The following is a 542-nucleotide window of genomic DNA, read 5'->3' on the forward strand; positions in this document are numbered from 1 at the left end:
TTTCCGTTGATAAAGTGACGAAGGTTCTCGGCATGTCCATCAGCAAAGAAGAAATGGTCAACATTTTTGAAAGGCTCGGCTTTGCAGTTGAAGACGCTGAACGTGAACTGGTCGTGACGGTTCCGTCAAGAAGAGGCGATATTGCGATTGAAGAAGATTTGATCGAAGAGGTCGCAAGACTGTACGGATATGACAACATTCCGTCGACACTGCCGGAAGTAACAGGCTTTGCGGGCGGACTGACACCTTATCAGGACAAGCGCAGAAAAGTAAGACGCTTCCTGGAAGGAGCAGGGCTTTCCCAGGCGATCACATACTCATTAACAAACGATAAAAAAGCGACGGCTTACGCATTGGAAAAATCGTTTAAAACGATCCTTTCACTGCCGATGAGCGAGGAAAGAAGCGTGCTGAGGCACAGCCTGCTCCCTAATCTGCTCGATTCGGTTGCATACAACTTGGCAAGGCAGGCCGATTCAGCTGCTTTTTATGAAATCGGTTCTGTTTTCTTGAAAGCCGAAGAACATACGAAACCGGTCGAA

1 pseudogene is annotated in these 542 nt (G+C 47.8%); it reads left to right on the forward strand.

The annotated features are described in order from the left end of the window. A pseudogene (locus ACWHAR_RS31150) lies at positions 1 to 542 on the forward strand (phenylalanine--tRNA ligase subunit beta); the annotation flags it as partial.

This window comes from Bacillus sp. LR--39 (genome assembly GCF_053613335.1).